Source organism: Kitasatospora aureofaciens (genome assembly GCF_001188955.3).
Classification (GTDB): Bacteria; Actinomycetota; Actinomycetes; order Streptomycetales; family Streptomycetaceae; genus Kitasatospora; species Kitasatospora aureofaciens.
The window spans coordinates 12,802-28,630 of record NZ_JPRF03000036.1 but is presented as its reverse complement, the minus strand read 5'-3'; the positions used below and the strand labels follow the sequence as shown (position 1 = coordinate 28,630).

15 protein-coding genes are annotated in these 15,829 nt (G+C 70.9%); 7 read left to right on the top strand and 8 right to left on the bottom strand.

Annotation, left to right across the window (positions count from 1 at the left end; all coding sequences use genetic code 11):
- Nucleotides 1-4 precede the first annotated feature (4 nt).
- From qcrA to HS99_RS24090, 3 genes are all read left to right on the top strand, one after another.
- Nucleotides 5-1,057 carry a cytochrome bc1 complex Rieske iron-sulfur subunit gene (gene qcrA / locus HS99_RS24100; protein ID WP_033348072.1) on the top strand — a complete coding sequence of 351 codons (1,053 nt, stop codon included), beginning with the start codon at nt 5-7 and terminating at the stop codon, nt 1,055-1,057.
- A complete protein-coding gene (qcrB, locus tag HS99_RS24095) occupies nt 1,054-2,712 on the top strand; it encodes a cytochrome bc1 complex cytochrome b subunit (protein WP_030282765.1) in 1,659 nt (552 codons plus the stop codon). Before qcrA ends, qcrB begins: the two co-directional genes overlap by 4 nt.
- 102 nt (nt 2,713-2,814) lie before the next feature.
- Complete coding sequence (locus tag HS99_RS24090; RefSeq protein ID WP_030549993.1) at nt 2,815-3,186, top strand: GntR family transcriptional regulator; 372 nt, start codon at nt 2,815-2,817, stop codon at nt 3,184-3,186.
- Nucleotides 3,187-3,235: 49 nt separating this feature from the next.
- Here the strand turns inward: HS99_RS24090 and HS99_RS24085 are convergent, their stop codons facing one another.
- The 4 genes from HS99_RS24085 to ctaC form a co-directional block, all read right to left on the bottom strand.
- Entirely contained in the window at nt 3,236-4,492 is a 1,257-nt protein-coding gene (locus tag HS99_RS24085) for a L,D-transpeptidase (protein ID WP_046386418.1), read from the bottom strand.
- A 179-nt stretch (nt 4,493-4,671) separates the two neighbouring features.
- Nucleotides 4,672-5,091 (bottom strand): cytochrome c oxidase subunit 4, encoded by a 420-nt coding sequence (locus tag HS99_RS24080; RefSeq protein ID WP_030282759.1) that lies wholly within the window; start codon nt 5,089-5,091, stop codon nt 4,672-4,674.
- The gene (gene ctaD / locus HS99_RS24075; protein WP_030282758.1) at nt 5,091-6,866 is read right to left on the bottom strand and encodes an aa3-type cytochrome oxidase subunit I; all 1,776 of its coding nucleotides are present in this window, start codon (nt 6,864-6,866) and stop codon (nt 5,091-5,093) included. Before ctaD ends, HS99_RS24080 begins: the two co-directional genes overlap by 1 nt.
- A complete protein-coding gene (ctaC, locus tag HS99_RS24070; protein WP_030282757.1) occupies nt 6,863-7,717 on the bottom strand; it encodes an aa3-type cytochrome oxidase subunit II in 855 nt (284 codons plus the stop codon). Before ctaC ends, ctaD begins: the two co-directional genes overlap by 4 nt.
- A gap of 395 nt (nt 7,718-8,112) precedes the next feature.
- Here ctaC and HS99_RS24065 point away from each other — a divergent pair, with 395 nt between their 5' ends.
- Entirely contained in the window at nt 8,113-9,747 is a 1,635-nt protein-coding gene (locus tag HS99_RS24065; RefSeq protein WP_232543035.1) for a cysteine desulfurase/sulfurtransferase TusA family protein, read from the top strand.
- A gap of 22 nt (nt 9,748-9,769) precedes the next feature.
- On the opposite strand, the gene HS99_RS24060 is transcribed toward HS99_RS24065, so the two are convergent.
- Entirely contained in the window at nt 9,770-10,747 is a 978-nt protein-coding gene (locus HS99_RS24060) for a carbohydrate kinase family protein (RefSeq protein ID WP_030282754.1), read from the bottom strand.
- A gap of 279 nt (nt 10,748-11,026) precedes the next feature.
- On the opposite strand from HS99_RS24060, the gene HS99_RS24055 reads away from it, so the two are divergent.
- A complete protein-coding gene (locus HS99_RS24055) occupies nt 11,027-11,233 on the top strand; it encodes a hypothetical protein (protein WP_143174805.1) in 207 nt (68 codons plus the stop codon).
- A 92-nt stretch (nt 11,234-11,325) separates the two neighbouring features.
- On the top strand, nt 11,326-12,021 hold the full coding sequence (locus HS99_RS42715; RefSeq protein WP_037829102.1) for a hypothetical protein: 696 nt from the start codon (nt 11,326-11,328) through the stop codon (nt 12,019-12,021).
- Between the two features lie 82 nt (nt 12,022-12,103).
- On the opposite strand, the gene erpA is transcribed toward HS99_RS42715, so the two are convergent.
- Nucleotides 12,104-12,457, bottom strand: a complete 354-nt coding sequence (gene erpA, locus HS99_RS24045; protein WP_030282750.1) for an iron-sulfur cluster insertion protein ErpA — start codon at nt 12,455-12,457, stop codon at nt 12,104-12,106.
- Between the two features lie 247 nt (nt 12,458-12,704).
- On the opposite strand from erpA, the gene HS99_RS24040 reads away from it, so the two are divergent.
- Nucleotides 12,705-13,574, top strand: a complete 870-nt coding sequence (locus tag HS99_RS24040; RefSeq protein ID WP_030549990.1) for a GNAT family N-acetyltransferase — start codon at nt 12,705-12,707, stop codon at nt 13,572-13,574.
- Between the two features lie 102 nt (nt 13,575-13,676).
- On the opposite strand, the gene HS99_RS24035 is transcribed toward HS99_RS24040, so the two are convergent.
- Nucleotides 13,677-15,044 (bottom strand): pyridoxal phosphate-dependent decarboxylase family protein, encoded by a 1,368-nt coding sequence (locus HS99_RS24035; protein ID WP_094742831.1) that lies wholly within the window; start codon nt 15,042-15,044, stop codon nt 13,677-13,679.
- 187 nt (nt 15,045-15,231) lie between these two features.
- Nucleotides 15,232-15,696 (bottom strand): Lrp/AsnC family transcriptional regulator, encoded by a 465-nt coding sequence (locus HS99_RS24030; RefSeq protein WP_046386417.1) that lies wholly within the window; start codon nt 15,694-15,696, stop codon nt 15,232-15,234.
- Nucleotides 15,697-15,829 lie beyond the last annotated feature (133 nt).

The following is a 15,829-nucleotide window of genomic DNA, read 5'->3' as shown; positions in this document are numbered from 1 at the left end:
CGACATGTCAGAAGACAAGCTCCCGGAGCCGCACGGCTCCGCCGGCGAGGTCGCCGACCACGGCAACCCGTTCGCCGACCCGGGCCTTCCGGCCCACGAGCCCCGCCGCACCGACATCGACGAGCGGGCCGCCAAGCGGGCCGAGCGCCAGGTCTCGCTGATGTTCGTGATCTCGATGATCGCCACCATCGGCTTCATCGCCTCGTACGTGGCCATCGACCCGGACCGGATCGTCTACATCTTCCCGCTGGGTCACGTCAGCGCGCTGAACTTCGCGCTCGGCCTGACCCTGGGTGTCGCGCTGTTCATGATCGGCGCGGGCGCGGTCCACTGGGCCCGCACCCTGATGTCGGACGTCGAGATGCCGTCCGAGCGTCACCCGATCGAGGCTTCCGACGAGGTCCGCAACGACGTCATCGAGCAGTTCAAGACCGGTGCCGCCGAGTCCGGCTTCGGTCGTCGCAAGATGATCCGCAACACCCTCATCGGGTCGATGGCGCTGGTGCCGCTCTCCGGCGTGGTCCTGCTCCGCGACCTGGGCCCGCTGCCGGAGAAGAAGCTCCAGGAGACGGGCTGGCGCGAGGCCACCCCGGCCAAGCCGCTGGCGCTCGTCAACATGAGCACCATGCAGCCGATGAAGCCCGAGGACCTCGTGGTCGGCTCGCTGACCTTCGCCATGCCGGAGGGTCTGACCACCCACGACGAGGACTTCCAGCAGCGCATCGCCAAGGACGCCCTGATGCTGGTGCGCATCGCGCCGGAGGACATCAAGGACGACAAGTCCAAGGACCTGGGCTTCGAGGGCATCCTCGCCTACTCGAAGATCTGCACCCACGTCGGCTGCCCGATCAGCCTGTACGAGCAGCAGACCCACCACGCGCTCTGCCCCTGCCACCAGTCGACCTTCGACCTGGCGGACGGCGCGCGCGTCATCTTCGGCCCGGCCGGCCACCCGCTGCCGCAGCTGAAGATCACCACTGACGACAAGGGCAACCTGGTCGCCACCGGCGACTTCGAGAAGCCTGTCGGCCCGAGCTTCTGGGAGCGTGCTCGATGAGTAGCGCGAGCAGCACCACGACCGGTGCCGCCAAGCCGTCCAGCACGCGCGCCAACCCCGCCAACAAGTGGGAGGCCGCGGCTGACTGGACGGACGGCCGGCTGGGGATCTACTCCCTCGCCAAGGCCAACCTGCGCAAGATCTTCCCGGACCACTGGTCCTTCATGCTGGGCGAGATCTGCCTCTACACCTTCGTCATCATCATCCTGACCGGTGTCTACCTGACGCTGTTCTTCAAGCCGTCGATGGCCGAGGTCGTCTACAACGGCTCGTACGTGCCGCTCAAGGGCATCGGGATGTCCGAGGCGTACGCCTCGACCGTGGACATCAGCTTCGAGATCCGCGGCGGTCTGCTGATCCGCCAGATCCACCACTGGGCCGCCCTGGTCTTCGTGGCCGCGATGCTCGTGCACATGATGCGCGTGTTCTTCACCGGCGCGTTCCGCAAGCCGCGTGAGATCAACTGGGTCTTCGGCTTCCTGCTGCTGGTCCTGGGCATGTTCGACGGCTTCTTCGGCTACTCGCTGCCGGACGACCTGCTGTCGGGTACCGGTATCCGCTTCATGGAAGGCGCGATCCTCGCGGTCCCGCTGGTCGGCACCTACATCCAGATGTTCCTGTTCGGGGGCGAGTTCCCCGGCCACGACATCGTGCCGCGGTTCTTCACCATCCACGTCCTGCTGATCCCGGGCATCATGCTCGGCCTGCTGGTCGCGCACCTGATCCTGGTCTTCTACCACAAGCACACCCAGTGGGCGGGCCCGGGCAAGACCGAGAAGAACGTCGTCGGCATGCCGCTGATGCCGGTCTACATGGCCAAGGCGGGTGGCTTCTTCTTCCTGGTCTTCGGCATCATCGCCGCCATCTCGGCGATCGCCACGATCAACCCGATCTGGGCGTACGGCCCGTACCGTCCGGACCAGGTGTCGACCGACGCCCAGCCCGACTGGTACATGGGCTTCTCCGAGGGCCTGATCCGCGTCATGCCGGGCTGGGAGATCAGCCTGTGGGGCCACACCCTGAACCTGGGTGTCTTCATCCCGCTGATGATCTTCCCGCTGGTCCTGGTCGCGATCGCGGTCTACCCGTTCATCGAGGGCTGGATCACCGGCGACAAGCGCGAGCACCACATCCTGGACCGCCCGCGCAACGCCCCGGTCCGCACCGCCCTGGGTGCGGCCTGGATCAGCCTGTACCTGGTCCTGCTGATCGGTGGTGGCAACGACCTGTTCGCCACGCACTTCCACCTGTCGCTCAACTCGATCACCTACTTCGTGCGCACCGGCTTCTTCGTGGTGCCGGTCATCACCTTCATCGTCACCAAGCGCTGGTGCCTCGGCCTGCAGCGCCGTGACAAGGAGAAGGTGCTGCACGGCCGCGAGACCGGCGTCATCAAGCGCCTGCCGCACGGCGAGTACGTCGAGGTGCACGCCCAGCTGCCGCAGAAGGACCTGCACACGCTCACGGCGCACGAGCAGAACCAGCCGATCGAGCTGCCGGCCCAGGCGGACGAGAACGGCGTGGCCCGCAAGGCCGGCGCCCTCACCCGCACCCGGGCCAAGCTCTCCCGCGGCTTCTACGGCGAGGGCAGCCAGATCCCCAAGCCGACCGCCGAGGAGCACCACGAGATCACCAGCGGCCACGGCCACCACTGATCCCGTACGCACCCCGCGTCACCCCGAGGGCCGCCGACCAGATGAACTCTGGTCGGCGGCCCTCGGGCTTTCTCGTACCCGCACCGCTTCCAGGAGCCACCCGTGCAGCTGTCCGTCGACCCCGCCTCCGCCACTCCCCCGTACGAGCAGATCCGCGCCCAGATCGCCGAGCGGGCCCGCTCCGGCGCGCTGCCCACCGGGCTGCGGCTGCCCACCGTACGGGCCCTGGCCGAGGAGCTGGGGCTGGCCGCCGGGACGGTCGCCCGGGCCTACAAGGAGCTGGAGGCGGACGGCGTGGTGGAGACCCACGGCCGGCGCGGCACCCTGATCGCCTCGACCGGGGACGCCGCCCACCGGCTGGCCGCCGAGGCCGCCACCGAGTACGCCGAGCGGGCGAGCCGACTGGGCCTGTCCCACGCGGACGCCCTGGCCGCCGTCGTCACCGCCCTGGGCGTGGCCTACCCCGGGGCCTGAACCCCGGGGCCCGAGCATCCGGGCCGTACCCTGGGCCTGAACCCCGGGCCTACATCTCGGGGCGCATCATCCCGGCGGCGGGGGCCTGGGCGGCGGGGGCGGTGGTGCTGAGCGGCTTTCCGAGCGCGCTGTGCTTGACCCAGTCGGTCCACGAGACGTTCCAGTCCCCGAAGCCGTTGCCGAAGGGCTCCATCTTGGCGCCGCGGCTGTTCACCACCGTGACCAGGTCCCCCACCCGGGTGTTGTCATAGAACCACTTGGCGTTGTCGGTGCTCATGCCGGTGCACCCGTGGCTGACGTTCTCGACGCCCTGCGAGCTGACCGACCAGGGCGCCGCGTGGACGTACTCGCCGCTCCAGGTCACCCGGGTGGCCCACTCGACGTTCAGGTCGTAGGAATCCGAGGTGCCCGCGGCGATGCCGATCGTCTCGCCGTTCATCCGGACCGAGCGCTCCTGGCCGAGCACCACCTTGATGCCGTTGCGGGTGTCGAAGCCGGGCCTGCCGGTGGTCACCGGGATGGTCCGGAGCACCTGGCCGTCGCGCTTCAGGGTGAGCTCGTGGGCGGCCGCGTCGATCACCGTCTCGACCCGCGCGCCGATCCGCAGCCGCAGCGAGCTGCGGTCGCCGCCGTAGAGGCCGTCGGCGATCCGGCTGCCGGTGTCGTCGAAGACCAGCGACACGGTCGTGCCGACCGGCCAGTACTCCTGCGGGCGGAAGTGCAGGTTCTTGTCGTCCACCCAGTACCAGGCGCCGGTGACGGCCGGCTGGGAGGTCACGGTCAGCGCCTGCTCGACCTCCTGCCGGGCCTGCGGGTCCTTCACCGCCTCGGACAGCTGGACGGTGAGCGGCTGGCCCACGCCGTAGACGCCGCTGCCGGAGGAGTCCGGGCCGAGCTTGGCGTTGAGCAGGCGCTGGGCCGCCAGGGTGCGGAATTTCCGGGTGGTGTCGCCGCGGCCGTTCTTCCCGTCGTCGGCGGATATCCGCACGGCGTACGCGGTGCCGGCCTTCAGCCGCCCGGTGGTCTGCCAGCTGCGCTGGTCGTCGGCGAGCTTGCCGGCCACCACCCGGCCGTCCGGGCCGATCACGGTGACGTCGGTGAGCCGGCTGCCCTCCAGGGCGGTCACGGTGACCGGTTTCGAGGGGTCGACCTTGTCCTCGGCCGAGAGGCGGACGAGCGGGGCCGCGTCGATCCGGTGCGGTCCGGAGGACTCGTCGTCCCCGGACGAGCAGGCGGCCAGCGGGGCCAGCACTGCCATGGCCAGCGAGATGCTGCCGATTCCTGCGATTCCGCGCCTGTCGGCCATGACCGCCTCCGAGGGGTCCGCACGATTCGAACGATTGATCAGATCGTAGGAACAGCCCGGATCGAGCGACATCGGAGCGACCCTCCGTTGACCCGGGTGAGTGAGGTCGTCACCCCGGAGACGCAGCAGGGCCGGTCCCCCCGTGCGGGAGGACCGGCCCTGTGGTCGGAAGCGGGAACCTACTGGTTCTGGTTCTCGCCCCGGTAGAACTCGAAGACCCATCCGAAGATGCCGATCAGGATGATCGGGGCGGCCCAGAACATCAGCCACCAGCCGAAGATCACGCCCAGGAAGGCGAGCGCGCCACCGAGCGCCAGCGAGAGCGGCTGCCAGCTGTGCGGGGCGAAGAAGCCCAGCTCGCCGGCGTCGTCCGCGACCTCGGCCTCGGGGTTGTCACCCGCGCCGCTGTCCACCCGGCGGGCGGTGAAGGCGAGGTAGTACCCGATGAAGGCACACAGACCGAAGGCGAGGAACAGCGCGGTGGTACCGGCGGCCTCCAGGCCCGGGCCGCCCGCGTTGTTGGTCCACAGGCCGTACGTGATGGCCATCGCCAGCACGAAGACCGACAGGCCAAGGAAGATCTTTCCCTGTTCCTTCATCAGGCGTCACCCTCCTGCTTGCCCTTGCCCAGCTTCGGGGCGTCGTACTTCGCCGGGGTCACACCGGCGAGGTGCTTGGCCGGCTCGCCGTGGTTCTCCAGGTAGTCCAGCGCGGCGATCTCCGGGTGGTGGAGGTCGAAGGCCGGGGATTCGGAGCGGATCCGGGGCAGGGTGAGGAAGTTGTGCCGCGGCGGCGGGCAGGAGGTCGCCCACTCCAGGGAGCGGCCGAAGCCCCACGGGTCGTCCACGGCGACCTTCTCGCCGTACTTGGCGGTCTTCCAGACGTTGTAGAGGAACGGCAGGATCGACAGGCCGAGCACGAAGGAGCCGATGGTCGAGACGGTGTTCAGGGTGGTGAAGCCGTCCGAGGCCAGGTAGTCGGCGTAACGGCGGGGCATGCCCTCCGCGCCGAGCCAGTGCTGCACCAGGAAGGTGGTGTGGAAGCCGAAGAACAGCGTCCAGAAGGTGATCTTGCCGAGGCGCTCGTCCAGCATCTTGCCGGTCATCTTCGGCCACCAGAAGTGGAAGCCGGCGAACATCGCGAACACGACGGTGCCGAAGACCACGTAGTGGAAGTGCGCGACGACGAAGTACGAGTCCGAGACGTGGAAGTCGATCGGCGGCGAGGCCAGCAGGACACCCGTCAGACCACCGAAGAGGAAGGTGACCAGGAAGCCGACCGTCCAGAGCATCGGCGTCTCGAAGCTCAGCGAGCCCTTCCACATGGTGCCGACCCAGTTGAAGAACTTCACACCGGTCGGGACCGCGATCAGGAAGGTCATGAAGGAGAAGAACGGCAGCAGCACCTGTCCGGTGACGTACATGTGGTGCGCCCACACCGTCACGGACAGACCGGCGATCGCGATGGTGGCCGCGATCAGACCGGAGTAACCGAACATCGGCTTGCGGCTGAAGACCGGGATGATCTCCGACACGATGCCGAAGAACGGCAGCGCGATGATGTACACCTCGGGGTGGCCGAAGAACCAGAACAGGTGCTGCCACAGCATCGCCCCGCCGTTGGCGGGATCGAAGACGTGTGCCCCGAACTTGCGGTCCGCCTCCAGGGCGAACAGCGCGGCGGCCAGCACCGGGAAGGCCAGCAGGACCAGCACCGAGGTCAGCAGGACGTTCCAGACGAAGATCGACATCCGGAACATCGTCATGCCCGGGGCGCGCATGCAGATGATCGTGGTGATGAAGTTGACCGCACCGAGGATCGTGCCGAAGCCGGAGAAGGCCAGACCCATGATCCACATGTCGCCGCCGACGCCGGGCGAGTGCACCGCGTCCGACAGCGGGGAGTAGGCGAACCAGCCGAAGTCGGCGGCGCCGTTCGGGGTCAGGAAGCCGCAGACCGCGATGCTCGAACCGAAGAGGTACAGCCAGTACGCGAACATGTTCAGACGCGGGAAGGCCACGTCCGGGGAGCCGATCTGCAGCGGCATGATCCAGTTCGCGAAGCCCGCGAACAGCGGCGTCGCGAACATCAGCAGCATGATCGTGCCGTGCATCGTGAACGCCTGGTTGAACTGCTCGTTCGACAGGATCTGGGTCCCGGGACGAGCCAGCTCGGCACGCATGACCAGGGCGAGGATGCCACCGATCAGGAAGAAGGCGAACGACGTGCCCAGGTACAGGGTGCCGATCGTCTTGTGGTCAGTGGTGGTCAGCCACTTGATGATGGTCGAACCCGGCTTCCGGGTCCGCTGCGCCCCGACCGTGACGGCCTCGGCGCCCCCGCCGGCCGCGGCGGGCTCGTTGAGGATGGTCACTTCGCTTCACTTCCCATGGTGATGACGCCGGAGGGCACCGCGCCGTTCTGGCCCTTGGCACGAAGGTCTGCCAGGTGCTTGTCGTAGTCGGCGCGATCGACGACCTTGACGTTGAACAGCATGCGCGAGTGGTCGACGCCGCAGAGCTCGGCGCACTTGCCCCTGTACTCGCCCTTGACGGTCGGGGTGACCTCGAACTTGTTCACCACGCCCGGCACGACGTCCATCTTCATCATGAAGTTGACGGGCCAGAAGTCGTGGATGACGTCACGAGAGGTGAGCCGGAACTGCACCGTCTCGTTGACCGGCAGCCAGAGCGTCGGAGCGTCCTTCGGCGTACCGACGTCGTACGCGGCGTCCTTGTTGGCCGGGTCGGGGGTCTCGGTGTTCTCGTAGTTGAACGCCCAGCTCCACTGGAAGCCGACCACGTTGACGTAGTGCTGCGGCTTCGCGGAGACCTGCGTCAGCTTCGCCTCGTCGCGGGCGACGAAGTAGAAGAGGACCGAGACGATGATGATGGGGACCGCGGTGTAGAGCGCCTCGATGGGCACGTTGTACCGGGTCTGCGGGGGGATCTCCACGCCGGTGCGCTTGCGCCGGTGGAAGATCACGCTCCAGATGATCAGACCCCACATCAGTACGCCGACCACCAGCGCCGCGATCCAGGAGCCCTGCCACATCTGAAGGACCATGGGTCCTTCCTTGGTGACGGGGCTCGGGAGGCCAAGCCTGGGGAGGTCGTTGGCCGAGCAGCCGGTGGCGGTCGCGATGACGAGGCCCAGTGCCAGCGCCTGAGGCAGCTTCCGCCGCATCGTGCGCCGCGGCGAGCGGTCGGAGCCGTTGGGACTCACGTAGCGCCTTCCCGAAGTCTCGCCCGCCTTCGCGTCGCACCGGGAGGGGAGTGTGAGCCCCTCCGGCGACCCGTCCACGGGCACGGTTTGAATGCTTATGCGGGCCAAACCCTACTCCAGCCTTATGCGCTCCTGACGGGCAGCCCCCGGTAACGCGCCGCCCGGTCGCCCGATCAGGCCCGGCAGGGGCTGCGTCGCAGGTCATCGCAGGCATTCGAGGTCCATACGCCCGATCGGGGGATGACCTCGAACAACGTGGGTGACGGCCCGTCGGTACCGGACGAAGCGGACATTCCGGGTGATCGACTGACGGCCGGTGAGCAATCCGGCCGGAGCAGCGCGCTCCCGGGTGTGTCGGCGGATGCGTGCCGTTAAATGTGACCGTGTATTTCGACGTGGCTTCGACGGCCCCCCTGCACCCCGTCGCGCGGCAGGCCCTGACCGCCGCCCTGGACGAGGGCTGGGCCGATCCGGCCCGGCTGTACCGCTCCGGCCGGCAGGCCCGGATGCTGCTGGACGCCGCCCGCGAGACGGTCGCCGCCGTCCTGGGCGCGCGGGCCGACGAGATCTCCTTCACCGCCAGCGGGACACAGGCCGTCCAGCTCGGCCTGCTGGGCGCCCTCGCCGGCAACCGGCGGCGCGGCGCGCACCTGGTGCACTCCGCGGTGGAGCACTCCAGCGTGCTGCACGTCGCCGAACGCCACGAGGCGGGCGGCGGCGAGGTCTCGGTCGCCCCCGTCGACCGCGCCGGCCGGGTCGACCCGGCGGCCTTCGGCGCCCTGCTGCGCACCGACACCGCACTGGCCGCACTGCAGAGCGCCAACCACGAGGTGGGGACCGTCCAGCCGGTCGGCGAGGTCGCCGCGCTCTGCGCCGGGGCCGGGGTGCCGCTGCTGGTGGACGCCGCCCAGAGCGCCGGACGGGTGGACGTCCCGACGGGCTGGTCGCTGCTGACCGCGAGCGCGCACAAGTGGGGCGGCCCGCCCGGCGTCGGCGTCCTCGCCGTGCGCAAGGGCGTCCGGTACGCCTCCCCGCTGCCGGCCGACGAGCGCGAGGGCGGGCGGGTGCCCGGCTACGTCAACGTTCCGGCGATCGTGGCCGCGGCCGCCTCGCTGCGCGCCGTACGGGCCGAGGCCGAACGGGAGAACGCCCGGCTGCACGCGCTGGTGGAGCGGATCCGCGGCCGGGTGCCGCAGTTGGTGCCCGAGGTGGAGGTGGTCGGCGACCCGGTGCGGCGGCTGCCGCACATCGTCACCTTCTCCTGCCTGTACGTGGACGGCGAGGTGCTGCTCACCGAGCTGGACCGGGCGGGCTTCGCGGTCTCCTCCGGCTCCTCCTGCACCTCCTCCACCCTGACGCCGAGCCATGTGCTGGCCGCGATGGGGGTCCTCACCGAGGGCAACGTCCGGGTCTCACTGCCGTACGGGACGGCCGAGGCGGACGTGGAGCGCTTCCTCGCCGTCCTCCCGGACCTGGTGGCCGGCGTCCGGGCACCCCTCGGGCTGGACCTTCCGGCGCCCGTCGGCGCCGCGGAAACCACGCCCCGAGCCGAAGGGCGCGCCGGTGCCGAAAGTGATGAGCGACAAGCGACCGACGCAGGAGGGAGTGCCGGAGCGAAGAGCGTCGGCGCCGGGTCGGAGCGCCCGGAGGCGAGCGGGGGAGTCGCCGCCACGCCCCGAGCCGAAGGGCGCGCCGGTGCCGAAAGTGATGAGCGACAAGCGACCGACGCAGGAGGGAGTGCCGGAGCGAAGAGCGTCGGCGCCGGGTCGGAGCGCCCGGAGGCGAGCGGGGGAGTCACAGTTGTCGACGCCTTGGGCAAGCGGTGTCCGCTGCCGGTGATCGAGCTGGCGAAGCGGATCGGGGAGGTGCCGGTGGGCGGCACGATCGCCGTGCTGTCGGACGACGAGGCGGCCCGGCTGGACGTCCCGGCCTGGTGCGGGATGCGCGGGCAGGAGTATGCGGGCGAGGCCCCGGCCGCCGACTACGGCGGCGACCGGGGCTCGGCCTACCTCGTGCTGCGCCGCTCCTGATCGGAGCGGACCGCGCGGAGGACTACTTGGCCAGGTGCGCGCGGATCTCCGCGGCGGCCTCGGCGCCGTAGGCGGCTTCGAAGCGCTTCAGGAAGGCGGTCGGGCGCAGCTCGTACTCCTGGGTGCCGACGGTCTCGATCACCAGGGTGGCGAGCATGCAGCCGAGCTGGGCGGCGCGCTCCAGTTCGAGCTCCCAGGACAGACCGGCCAGGAAGCCGGCCCGGAAGGCGTCGCCGACGCCGGTCGGGTCGACCTTGGCGTCCTCGACCGGGCAGCCGACCAGGATCGGGGCCTCGCCCTTGCGCTCGATCCGGACGCCCTTGCTGCCCAGGGTGGTGACCCGGGTGCCGACGCGGGTGAGCAGCTCGTCGGCGTCCCAGCCGGTCTTGGTCTCGATCAGCGCCGCCTCGTACTCGTTGGTGAACAGGTACGAGGCCCCGTCCACCAGCTCGCGGATGTCGTCGCCGTCCAGGCGGGCCAGCTGCTGGGACGGGTCGGCGGCGAAGGCGTAGCCGCGGGTGCGGCACTCCTGGGTGTGGCGGACCATGCCCTGGGGGTCGTCGGCGCCGACCAGGACGAGGTCGAGGCCGCCGACGCGGTCGGCGATCGGCTTGAGCTCGATGTTGCGGGCCTCGGCCATGGCGCCCGTGTAGAACGAGGCGATCTGGTTGTGGTCCTGGTCCGTGGTGCACATGAAGCGGGCGGTGTGCCGGGTCTCGGAGATGTGGACGGACTCGCAGTCCACGTTGTTGCGCTCCAGCCAGCTGCGGTACTCGGCGAAGTCCGCGCCGGCGGCACCCACCAGGACCGGCCGGAGCCCTAGGACGCCCATGCCGAAGGCGATGTTCGGGGCGACCCCGCCGCGGCGGATGTCCAGGGCGTCGACCAGGAACGACAGCGACACGGTGTGCAGCTGCTCGGCTACGAGCTGGTCGGCGAACCGACCGGGGAACGTCATCAGGTGGTCGGTGGCGATCGAGCCGGCGACGGCGATACGCACGGGGTCTCCTCAAGATGGCAACAGGGCCAGCGGGCACGGACGAACCCACCCACGGTACCCGTCCGGGACGGCCCGCCAGCAAGAGTCCGGAAAGCTGCCGCACCGGTCCCACGGCCAGGGTGGCACCCCGGCCCCTCGAACGTGTACTACCTCCGGGTAGCACTGGTGGGCCCCCGGAGCCGGGCCTAGGGTCGGCCGCAGGGGTCCCGTCGGACCGGGCGGGGCCCGTCGGCGACCGTGGCGGTGCGCCACGGCTCTGGATCGGAGCGATGCCCGATGATGTCCAAGCACTCCCAGCTGACCGCCCTCCGGGCCGACGCGGACGGCGAGACCCTCGAGGCGCTGGTCAGCTCCTCCCGGCGGCTGCTCCGGTTCTGGCCCCAGGTGGCGGCCGGGCCGGAGCCGGCCGCGCCCGCGTCGGTCGGCGTCCGGGTCCCGTCCGGGGCGCAGCGACTGGTTGCCGGGATGGCCGAGTACGGCATGTGAGGGTGCGGCCGGGAACCGGATCCGACCGGGGCACGTCACATCCGCGCGGAACGGCCGGGACGGCGCCGCTGAGCCCTCGGGAGGATGTGCAGATGGATCTGGAGACGATGCCCCGCCGCGGTCGGCGGGTGGTTGCCCTGGCGGTCGCCGCACTGGCGGCGGTGGTGACCCTGGCCGGCTGCAACGGGGGCGGCAAGGGTTCCGGGGACTCGGCGGCGGGCACCGCGTCGGCCTCCGCGAGCTCCTCGGCCCCGGCGGGCACCTCCTCGCCGGCCCCGACGGCCTCCGGTTCGCCGTCCGGGGGGGCCGCGACGGCGAGCCCGTCGGGTCAGCCGCCGACGGGCTGGTCCCCGACCCCGGCCGAGCCCGCTCCCGGGCGGCCCTCTGCGGCGGCCACTCCCCCGGCCAACGGGATCGCGCCCGGTGAGCCGAATCCGGCCGGTACCGGGACGGCCAACCCCAATGTGCGGCCGCCGGTCAGCTACCGGTTGGACGGCAGCAACAAGCTGACCGTCTACTTCTTCGGCGGGGTCTGCACCACGTACGCGGTGAAGGCGGACGAGTCGCAGCAGGGCCAGGTGGGCGTCACGGTCGTGCCCGGGCCGCCGACCGTCCAGCCCGGACACGTCTGCACCGCGATGGCCAAGCGGCAGGCCGTCTCCGTCGACCTGCGCTCGCCGCTGGCCGGGCGGACGGTGGTGGACCGGACGAGCGGCCAGGAGGTGCCGCTGGAGGGCGACCCGCACGCGGGCCTGGACCCGGTGACCCCGGACGGCGCGGCGCGCTAGTTACCGCTGGAACGCGAGAGGCGGCCCCCGGGGAGTCCCGGGGGCCGCCTCACCGCTGCTCGCTCAGTGGGCCTTCGAGGGCTTAGCTGAAGGAGTCGCCGCAGGCGCAGGAACCGGTGGCGTTCGGGTTGTCGATCGTGAAGCCCTGCTTCTCGATGGTGTCGACGAAGTCGACGGTGGCGCCGCCCAGGTAAGGGGCGCTCATGCGGTCGGTGACGACCTTGACGCCGCCGAAGTCCTTCACCACGTCGCCGTCGAGCGAGCGCTCGTCGAAGAACAGCTGGTAACGCAGGCCGGAGCAGCCACCGGGCTGGACGGCGACGCGCAGCGCGAGGTCCTCGCGGCCTTCCTGCTCCAGCAGGGCCTTGACCTTTGCCGCGGCGGCATCGGTGAGGAGGATGCCACTCTCGACGGTGGTCTCGTCCTGGACGGTCATCTGCTTTCTCCCGGTCTTTGACGACGGTCTGCCGCCAGTGCCAACCAACGGCCGCCCGGTTTCGATTCCCGGACGGCGATGGAATTCTCGGCCTGTTCGACGGCGGATCTTCCGTGGGCCGGGTGTGCCACCCGTGTCCCCATACGCTTCCCATGCTCGCACAACCGGGGAGGACGGGTCACCGCGCACGTCATGGATCCGGGTGAACGGGCCCCGCGGCCGCGCCCCGGACGCCAGGATGGTCGGCATGATCCTTCGCCAGGTCAGGGACACCGCAGCGGACGCGGAGCTCGTCTCGGAGCTGTCCCTCGCCGCGTTCGCCGCACCGTCCGACGACCCCGCGCGGCCGCCGGCGCCGACGCCGACGCCGCTGCAGCTGGCCAGGACCAGGCACCTGGCGCGCACCGATCCCGGCGGCTGCTGGCTGGCGGAGAGCGGCGGGCAGGCGGTCGGGGTGGTGCTGTCGATGCGCCGCGAGGGCCTGTGGACGCCCTCGCTGTTCGCGGTCCGCCCGTCCGCACAGGGCCAGGGGATCGGACGACTGCTGTTCGAGCGGGCTCTGGCCCACGCCCGGGGCTGCCTGCGCGGGATGGTCTGCGCCGGCGACTCCCCGGCGGCGGCCCGCCGCTACCGGCTGGCCGGGTTCACCCTGCACCCGGCGATGCGGCTGACCGGCCGGGTCGACCGGGAGGGGCTGACCGACCCGGGCGACATCCCGGTGCACCCGGGCAACGCCCGCCACCTGCACCTGCTGGACTCGGTGGACCGCCGGTTGCGCGGGTCCGCGCACGGGCCCGACCACGAGCTGATGCTCGGGCACTTCGAGGAGCTCCTGGTCGCCGACGCGCTGGCCGGCAGCGGCTACTGCTACCGGGACGGCGGCACGGTGCGGCTGCTGGCGGCGACCAGCAAGCGGATCGGGGCCCGGCTGCTGCGCGAGGCGCTGGCCCGGGTGCCGGACGGGGCCGAGGCGCGGGTGGAGTACCTGACCGCCGAGCAGGAGTGGGCGCTGGACGTCGGGCTGGAGGTCGGGCTGACGCCGGAGACCAGCGGCTTCGTCGGCGTGCGCGGGATGCGCCCGCCGGCCCCGTACCTGCCGAGCGGGGCGTTCCTGTAGCGCGGACGGCCGGCGCGTACGGCTGAGAACGCCTACGGCTGAGAACGCGTACGGCCCCCGACCGGAGGACCGGTGGGGGCCGTACGGACGGCGGGGCCTCGATCAGGCCATGGTGTCCAGGATCTCCCTGACCATCTCCATGGTCGTGCCCGGGTGCAGGAAGGCGAAGCGGGCGACCGTCTCGCCGTCCCAGCCGGTCGGGGTGACGAAGCCGATCTGGTCCGCGAGCAGCTGCTGCGACCAGCGGTAGTAGTCGTCGTTGGTCCAGCCGGTGCGCTTGAAGCAGACGGCGGAGAGCTGCGGGTCGAACAGCAGCTCCAGGTGCTCGGTGTCGCGGATCAGCTGGGCGGTGTCCCGGGCCAGCTGGAGGCCGGTCTCGATGGCGTCGGTGTAGGCCTGGACGCCGTGGACGGCCAGCGAGAACCAGAGCGGCAGGCCGCGGGCGCGCCGGGTCAGGTGGTAGGCGTAGTCGGTGGGGTTCCACTCGTCGCCCTCGGTGTGCAGGACGTCCAGGTAGGAGGCGTCCTGGGTGTGCACGGCACGGGCGAGCTGCGGGTTGCGGTAGATCAGCGCGGCGCAGTCGAAGGGGGCGAACAGCCACTTGTGCGGGTCGACCACGAAGGAGTCGGCGTGCTCGATGCCGTTGTAGCGCTCGCGCACCGAGGGGGCGAACAGGCCCGCGCCGCCGTAGGCGCCGTCCACGTGGAACCACAGGTCGCGCTCGCGGGCGACCTCGGCCAGACCGGCCAGGTCGTCGACGATGCCCTCGTTGGTGGTGCCGGCGGTGCCGACGACGGCGATCACCGTCTCCGGGTGGGGGTCGGCGGCCAGGGCGGCGCGCAGCGCCTCGCCGGTGAACCGGCGGTTCACGGTCGGGACCTTGAAGGCCTCGACGCCGATGATGTTGAAGGTGTTCTTGACCGAGGAGTGCACCTGGTCGGCGACGGCTATCCGCAGCCGGGCCTCCGGGCCGACGCCGAGGCGGCGGCGGGCGGTGTCGCGGGCGACCACCAGGGCGGAGAGGTTGCCCGCCGAGCCGCCGGAGACGAAGCAGCCGCCGGCCGAGGCGGGCAGTCCGGCCCGGTCGGCGATCAGGCGCAGCACCTGGTTCTCCGCGGCGATGGCGCCGGCCGCCTCCAGCCAGGAGATGCCCTGGAGCGAGGCGCAGGAGACGACCATGTCGAACAGCAGCGCGGCCTTGGTCGGGGCGCACGGGATGAAGGACAGGTAGCGGGGGCTGTCGGCGGAGATGACCGCGCGGGACAGCTCGTGGTCGTACAGCTTGAGCACGTCGGCCGGGTCGTTGCCGTCCTGGTTGAGCAGGCCGGACAGCTGGGTGCGCAGGTGCTCGCCGTCACCGGGGTGGTCGAGCGGGACGGGGTCGTACTGCAGCCGCTCCCGCATGTAGTCGAAAACCAGGTCGACCAGTTCGTTGTCGGGCCGGTGCATGCGGTCGGGTGCTGCGGACACTGCTGTCCCTCTCGGCTGTGGGTGTCGGGGGGATCCGGTCCGCGGGACGCCTCACCGCGCTGACCGGACGTGATCAGCGTAGGCAGCGGCGGTGCTCCGCCGCGCGTCCGAACGCGGCTGGTCAGGCAGGTTTCGGGCGTCTTCGGACGGGTCCGCGCAGGATTCCTGCGTTCCCTCTTCCGCGGGGTCAGCCGATCAGCTGGGAGAGGACCACCGAGGAGCGGCTGCGCTGGACGCCGGGCTCGCGCCGGATGCGCTCGATGACGGCCTCCAGGTGGCGCATGTCGGCGGCCCGCAGGTGGACCAGGGCGTCCGGGTCGCCGGTGACCGTCCAGGCTGCGACCACCTCGGGGAACTGGCGCAGACTGGCGAGGATCTCCTCGGGGGCGGTGCGCTCGCGGCAGTAGACCTCGACGAACGCCTCGGTCTGCCAGCCGAGCACGGCCGGGTCGAGCACCACGGTGAAGCCCCGCACCACGCCGCGCGCCCGGAGCCGGTCGATCCGGCGGCGCACGGCGGTGGCGGAGAGGTTCACCTGGAGACCGATCTCCGCGTAGGAGGCGCGGCCGTCGCTGCCGAGGCGGGCGAGGAGCTGCCGGTCGGTCTCGTCCAGGTCGGCCCCGATCACCTCGTGCGCTCGGCTGCTGCTCATCGGTGCGGGGCTCCACGGGTCGTGCGGGGGGCGAGGGCGTCCCGGCGGCCGGTGTTGCCACCGCCGCTGCCGAAACGGTTCGCCACCCATTCTGGCGGATGACCTGAACGAGTTCACCGCCGACGGATGACGG

Coding starts and splice junctions, on each gene's coding strand:
- erpA (WP_030282750.1), bottom strand. CDS start 12,457: ATGACCGTCCAGGACGAGACCACCGTCGAGAGTGGCATCCTCCTCACC.
- HS99_RS24030 (WP_046386417.1), bottom strand. CDS start 15,696: ATGAGCAGCAGCCGAGCGCACGAGGTGATCGGGGCCGACCTGGACGAG.
- HS99_RS24080 (WP_030282759.1), bottom strand. CDS start 5,091: ATGAAGGAACAGGGAAAGATCTTCCTTGGCCTGTCGGTCTTCGTGCTG.
- HS99_RS42715 (WP_037829102.1), top strand. CDS start 11,326: ATGGATCTGGAGACGATGCCCCGCCGCGGTCGGCGGGTGGTTGCCCTG.
- HS99_RS24085 (WP_046386418.1), bottom strand. CDS start 4,492: ATGGCCGACAGGCGCGGAATCGCAGGAATCGGCAGCATCTCGCTGGCC.
- qcrB (WP_030282765.1), top strand. CDS start 1,054: ATGAGTAGCGCGAGCAGCACCACGACCGGTGCCGCCAAGCCGTCCAGC.
- qcrA (WP_033348072.1), top strand. CDS start 5: ATGTCAGAAGACAAGCTCCCGGAGCCGCACGGCTCCGCCGGCGAGGTC.
- HS99_RS24040 (WP_030549990.1), top strand. CDS start 12,705: ATGATCCTTCGCCAGGTCAGGGACACCGCAGCGGACGCGGAGCTCGTC.
- HS99_RS24055 (WP_143174805.1), top strand. CDS start 11,027: ATGTCCAAGCACTCCCAGCTGACCGCCCTCCGGGCCGACGCGGACGGC.